The sequence below is a fragment of the Gallibacterium anatis DSM 16844 = F 149 genome (assembly GCF_000379785.1).
Taxonomy (GTDB): Bacteria; Pseudomonadota; Gammaproteobacteria; order Enterobacterales; family Pasteurellaceae; genus Gallibacterium; species Gallibacterium anatis.
Map to the genome: position 1 here is coordinate 59,699 of NZ_KB903726.1, position 6,451 is coordinate 66,149.

The 6,451-nt window shown below is 33.1% G+C and carries 5 protein-coding genes and 1 pseudogene; 2 read left to right on the top strand and 4 right to left on the bottom strand.

Going from position 1 to position 6,451, the window contains the following annotated elements:
• Positions 1 to 30: 30 nt before the first annotated feature.
• Entirely contained in the window at positions 31 to 1,545 is a 1,515-nt protein-coding gene (locus A3EO_RS0109875; protein ID WP_018347019.1) for a CoA-acylating methylmalonate-semialdehyde dehydrogenase, read from the bottom strand.
• Positions 1,546 to 1,764: 219 nt separating this feature from the next.
• On the opposite strand from A3EO_RS0109875, the gene iolB reads away from it, so the two are divergent.
• The gene (gene iolB, locus A3EO_RS0109880) at positions 1,765 to 2,595 is read left to right on the top strand and encodes a 5-deoxy-glucuronate isomerase (protein ID WP_018347020.1); all 831 of its coding nucleotides are present in this window, start codon (positions 1,765 to 1,767) and stop codon (positions 2,593 to 2,595) included.
• Between the two features lie 291 nt (positions 2,596 to 2,886).
• Here iolB and A3EO_RS0109885 read toward each other — a convergent pair whose 3' ends face one another.
• The 3 genes from A3EO_RS0109885 to A3EO_RS0109895 all read right to left on the bottom strand — a co-directional run bounded on the left by A3EO_RS0109885 (position 2,887) and on the right by A3EO_RS0109895 (position 5,653).
• Complete coding sequence (locus A3EO_RS0109885) at positions 2,887 to 4,188, bottom strand: TRAP transporter large permease (protein WP_018347021.1); 1,302 nt, start codon at positions 4,186 to 4,188, stop codon at positions 2,887 to 2,889.
• A 144-nt stretch (positions 4,189 to 4,332) separates the two neighbouring features.
• On the bottom strand, positions 4,333 to 4,665 hold the full coding sequence (locus A3EO_RS13930) for a TRAP transporter small permease (RefSeq protein WP_049804998.1): 333 nt from the start codon (positions 4,663 to 4,665) through the stop codon (positions 4,333 to 4,335).
• A gap of 22 nt (positions 4,666 to 4,687) precedes the next feature.
• The gene (locus A3EO_RS0109895) at positions 4,688 to 5,653 is read right to left on the bottom strand and encodes a TRAP transporter substrate-binding protein (RefSeq protein ID WP_018347022.1); all 966 of its coding nucleotides are present in this window, start codon (positions 5,651 to 5,653) and stop codon (positions 4,688 to 4,690) included.
• Between the two features lie 339 nt (positions 5,654 to 5,992).
• Between A3EO_RS0109895 and A3EO_RS0109900 the strand changes: the two are divergent.
• Positions 5,993 to 6,304: pseudogene (locus A3EO_RS0109900) on the top strand (PfkB family carbohydrate kinase); the annotation flags it as partial.
• Positions 6,305 to 6,451 lie beyond the last annotated feature (147 nt).

Consider the following 6,451-nt stretch of genomic DNA (forward strand, 5'->3'; position numbering starts at 1 on the left):
AGGCGTTCGTAATTTTAGAAGTTTTTCAAATTATAATGTAGGCATACTAAATGCAGCACCTTGTTCTCTTACTTTATGATTCGGCCAACGGCTAGTAACAGTCTTCATTCGAGTATAAAAACGAACTCCATCAGGGCCGTAAACATTAAGAGCGCCAAAGATAGAGGCTTTCCAGCCACCAAAACAGTGGAATGCCATAGGCACAGGAATTGGAATATTGATGCCAACCATACCGGCTTTGACATCGTGGCTATATTGACGTGCTGCATCGCCATCACTGGTGAAGATTGCACTGCCGTTACCGTATTGATGTTCATTAATAAGTTGAATAGCCTCTTGATAGTTTTTAGAACGGACGATCGCAAGCACAGGTCCAAAAATTTCTTCTTTATAAATAGTCATTTCCGGAGTAACGTTATCGAACAAACTACCACCAATGAAATAACCGTTTTCATAACCTTTAACTTTATAATTTCGTCCATCAACCACTAATTTTGCACCTTCACTCACACCTTGGTCTATATAACCAGATACTTTCTCTAAGTGTGCTTTAGAAATTAATGGTCCCATATCATTTTCTTGTTCACCTTCAGGCAAAACTCCTGGACCAATGTGTAATCCTTTTATTTTTGGCACTAAATTTTGGATGAGGGCATCGGCATAATCATTGTCAATTGTAACAGCGACAGAAAGTGCCATACAACGTTCACCGGCAGCGCCGAAGGCCGCGCCTAATAGTGCGTTGGCGGTGGTTTCAATATCTGCATCAGGCATAATCAATGCGTGATTTTTTGCACCACCCAATGCTTGCACCCGTTTACCATATTTAGAGCCGGTTTCATAAATATATTGTGCAATTGGTGTCGATCCAACAAAACTTACTGCTTGAATACGAGGATCTTTTAATAAAACATCAACAACTTCTTTATCACCTTGAACCACATTAAATACACCATCCGGTAATCCGGCTTCTTTTAGTAATTCAGCTAAACGAATAGATAATGAAGGATCTTTTTCAGAAGGTTTCAATACAAAAGTATTACCGCAAGCTAATGCAATTGGAAACATCCACATTGGTACCATTGCCGGGAAATTAAAAGGGGTGATTCCTGCGACAACGCCTAAAGGTTGCATCATTGAAAAACTATCAATACCACGCCCTACATTAGCTGAAAATTCACCTTTTAGCAGGTGTGGAATACCGGTTGCAAACTCGACTACTTCCAACCCTCTGGTTAATTCACCGATAGAATCGGAGTAGATTTTTCCGTGTTCATTACTAATAAGACGGGCTAATTCATCAAAGTTTTCTTCCAATAACGTTTTAAATTTAAATAAGATTCTTGCCCGACGTAATGGGGTTAGTTGAGACCAAGCAGGAAAAGCATCTTGAGCTGCACTGATTGCATTTTCCATTTCAGCAGTCGTACTAAGTTTCACCTGTTTTGTCTGCTCACCAGTGGCAGGATTATAAACAAAACTAATACGTTGGCTTTCACTTTCTATAGGTTGACCATTGATAAAATTTGGAATAATTGAGTTCATAGTAATCCTCTCTGTTTAACATTCTTTAGGTTGATGATGGAGATAACATACTCTTTTGAAATAAAAATTTCAATTTAAAATAAAACTAAAATAAATTTTTTATTTAATTTTGTGATCTGGGTTAGATCTTTGCAAAAACGAAGTTCATTCAATTACATTTCTATCTTATACTTTGAAACTGTTAGAGTACCTATAAAACCGAGTATAAGGAGATTTAGAATGAGCAAATTATTAGTAAAATCAAAGAATGTTGTAGATGGGTTACGTCAACAAATTACACCTGAAAGTGCTGGCTGGGAGTATGTTGGGTTTGAATTGTTACATCTTTCAGAAGGAAAAATTTATTCTATTTCTACAGAAACTACAGAGGTCTGTTTCGTAATGGTCTCAGGTTATGCGACATTTGATGTGGATGGAAAAGAATTTTCTCGTTTAGGCAATCGTACCTCACCTTTTGAACGTATTCCACCATATTCACTTTATGTTCCTCATCATAAAAATGTTCAAATTAAATCTGAAAGTGAAACAGAAATTGCAATTTGTCGAGCACCAAGTCAAGGTAATTTACCAGTGAGGATAATTACTCCCGAACAAGTTGGCGTAGAAAAACGAGGTTATGGCAATAATAAACGTTTAGTTCACAATATCTTGCCAGAAACTGAGCCAGCAGATGCATTATTGGTTGTTGAAGTTTTTACAGATGAAGGTAATACCAGCTCATACCCGAGTCATAAACACGATCAAAAAAATAGTGAAGAGGAAACCTATTTAGAAGAAACTTATTATCACCGTTTTGAACCTAGTCAAGGTTTTTGCCTACAACGAGTTTATACGGATGATCGTAGTTTGGATGAATGTATGGCAGTATATGACGGTGATGTTGTACAAGTCCCTAGAGGGTATCATCCAGTAGCAACTATCGCAGGATACAATAACTATTACTTAAATGTTATGGCAGGACCAATTAGAAAATGGCGTTTTACTTGGGAAAAAGATCACCAGTGGATCAATACGGAAGAATATGCAGATAAGTTTAGCAAAGTAGAATAATTATCCTTTTAGTTGTTACTAAACTAAATATACATTCATATCCTTATTAGAAATAACGAAAAAGATTTTTATCGATTTCGTTATTTTTTAGAATTTTATTTCATTGATTTCAAATTATTTTCTTAATTTTTGAATAAAATAATACCTTAGATTAGGATTATTCTTTCATGAAAATTAAAAAATTCTTATAGTAAGGTTTTTAAATTACTATAAGATATCTATCATTTTGATAGATTATTATATTGACTTATCTAATAATTTATAGCTAGGTAAAAACCTAGCTATAATAATTTATATTAGACCTAAAGCCCTTGGCAGAAATAATGAAATGCTAGGAATATAAGTAATCAACATGACTATAATAAATAACGCTAGATACATTGGTAATAAAGGTTTAATAACAGTGTACACTTTTACTTCTCCTACGGAACATCCTACAAAAAGTGCTGTTCCAACAGGGGGAGTACATAGTCCAATACATAAATTTGCTGCCATAATAATACCAAAATGAACCAAATCTACGCCAAGATCTTGCACTATAGGTAAAAATATTGGAGCAAATATGAGAACAGCTGGGGTCATATCCATAAATATACCAATTATTAACAATATCATATTTATTATAAATAGAATGATGATAGGATTATCTGATATATTTAATAAAGATTCACTAATCCAAAAAGGTATGTCAGCATTGGTCATCGCCCAAGACATTCCAACAGAGAAGCCAACTAACAACATAATTACACTAGTCATTATTACTGATTCTAGTATTAATTGTGGTAATTGTTTGAATGAAATCGTTCTATAAATAAATACAGATAATATAAAAGTGTATAGAACAGCTATAGCAGATGCTTCGGTTGCAGTAAAAGCACCTATAACTATTCCACCTACTACAATAAATACTAATAATAAGCTAGGTAAAGCTCTCCATAAATAGAACATAAATTCTAAAAAGGTTATTTTTACTCTTTTATCATTAAACTTATTTTTAGATAAAAATGTAGCAGCAACCATAATGGATAATCCCATTAGAATACCAGGTATATAACCAGCAACAAATAAAGCTCCAACGGAGATGCCACCAGCCGTTAAAGAATATACAATTAATACATTAGAAGGAGGAATTAATAATCCAGAAATACAAGATGAAATGTTAACTGCTGCAGATATATTAGGATCATATTTTTCTTTTTGTTGTATTTTTACAAGGGTTCCACCTACTGCAGCTGCAGAAGCCGTGGCAGAGCCAGATATTGATCCAAACATCATATTTGCTAGGACATTTACATGATATAAAGAATTTGGTTTATTACCAATTAATATTTTAGCAAAATCTATTAACCTAATTGCTATACCACCGTGATTCATTAAGTTGCCAGACAAAATAAAAAATGGAATAGCTAATAGAGCAAAATTATCTATTCCATTGGCAAGTCTTTGGGAAACTATAGAAATAGCAGTTTCGATAGGAAGCATATATATCATAGATAAAGTAGTTGCAATTCCAATAGCAAAGGATATTGGAAGCCCTATAAATACTAAGATAAAAAAACTTGAAAATAATATTAAAGCAATATAACTTTCCATAGTTACTCCTTATCATTTTTCATACTAGAAAATTGAGTAATTATTTCTTGAATAGAATAGTAAAGAATGATCATAAAGCTAATAGGAATGATCATATAGATATATCCCATTTTTATTTGTAGTGCAGGAGAAGTTTGAAGGCTTTCAAACGTATTGATGGTTAATTTTGTTCCACCATATATGATAACAATCCATTATTACATTTAATAATGTGTTTAATTTTTTTCTATTTTCTAAAGAGATATATGAAAAAATTAAATCTATAGAAAGATGTTTTTTTTTGCCTAAAGCATAACTTGAGCCTAATAAACAAGTATAAATCATCAGAAATCTTGATAACTCTTCTGTAATAGTACTTGGTTCATTTAGTATGTATCTACTAATTACTTGCCAAATAATGCAAAGAGTTAAAAAGACCATCAATATGATTAATATTATTTCAAGAATTTTATTTAGGTATTGATTAATTTTAAACATGATGGTCTTACCTCATATTATATCATTTACTAGCGTTTTCTATTTCATCTAATAATTTGGCATTCTCAGGGTTTTTCCTGTATTCATCGTATATAGGTTTTACTAATTTTTTGAACTCTTCTTTATTGCTTTTAACAATTTTCCCCCCAAGTTTTACGGCATCCTTTCTAGCTTGTTCCATTTCTTGTGCCCATAATTTACCGTGCCATAATTCAGAATCCCTTGCTGCTTTAGTAATAATTTCTTGTTGTTGTGGTGTTAAGCTATTCCACCTTTTTGTAGAAATGACTAAAAAATCAGGTACAGAGGTATGTTGATCTTCAGAATATACTTTAACCAACTCAATATGACGAGCATTGACCCATGTTGGAATATTATTTTCTGCTCCATCTATGATCCCCTGCTGTAATGCAGTATAGATTTCGCTGAATGAAACAGGTGTAGGAGAACCACCCATTAATTCCACCATTTTAATGCTTGTTTGTGATGGTTGAACACGAACTTTGATTCCTTTTAAATCTTTAGGATTTATAATTTCTTTATTTGAGTAAAAACTTCTTGTACCTGTATCATAGGCAGACAGTGCAAAAAAACCTTTATCTTTTGTCGAATTCATAATATCCCTACCAATAGGACCATAAACCACTGCGTCATGATGTTTTTTATCTTTGAATAGATAAGGTAGGCTAAAAACTTTATAAATATCAGCAAAAGATTCTAAATTACTGGAACCTTTTGTCATATCTAAGCCACCCTCAAGCAATAGTTCCATTGTTTCTCGTGCACTGCCCATTTGTCCATTGCCGTATATACGAATTTTTATTTCATTATTTGATAATGTAGCTACATCCTTAGCAAAATATTCAAAAGCTTTACTGACAGAATGATTTCTATCTAAATCATGAGCTAACTTTAAGGTAATTGGTGCAGCAAAGGCAGAATTTATAGAGAATCCTAATAAAATAGCTATTGATAGTAGTTTAGTCATAATGATCTCCTAGTGTGAGGTGAAAAAGATTCAGTTAATAAAAGAGAGGTACACTGTGGTGATACACTACACATCACATAGCACCTTTGTATAAAGAATTGCATTTTTGTCCAGGCTTGTAAAGAATGAATATTTCATTTTGTGACGTATATCTAATTTTTATTTCGTTTTTTCGCCTATCAATATAGATAATTGTTTGATTAAATAGATAAATATAAGAACAACTTATTTGGCTATACTATATTAGTATAATAAATCATTGATAATATGAAATTTTTATTCTAAAATTTTATTGTTGGAATTTATTTTTTATTTAAGAGAGGCTTTAGGAGGCACAAAATGTCTAAAACATTAGATGTGATTTGTTTAGGCCGTGTTGCGGTAGATCTTTATGCACAACAAATTGGTTCTCGTTTGGAGGATGCGAGTAGTTTTGCGAAATATTTAGGGGGATCATCAGGAAATGTTGCTTATGGAACGGCGATTCAAGGTTTGAAGTCGTCGATGTTGGCAAGAGTTGGCGATGAACATATGGGGCGTTTTTTGCGAGAAGAGTTGCAAAGTGTTGGTGTGGACACCAGTCATTTAATTACTGATAAAGAGCGTCTTACTGCATTAGTTATTTTAGGAATCAAAGATAAGGAGACATTTCAGACTGCTGACAAACCTCTAGACATACCTCTAGAGGTTTGATCTAATAGGCATATCGAAAAAAGGAAATGCCTATGCTCAAAAATACACCCTCACTCCAATATGAAATCGAGATGATAAGTCTCGAACAACTCGTTCCAAAAGACC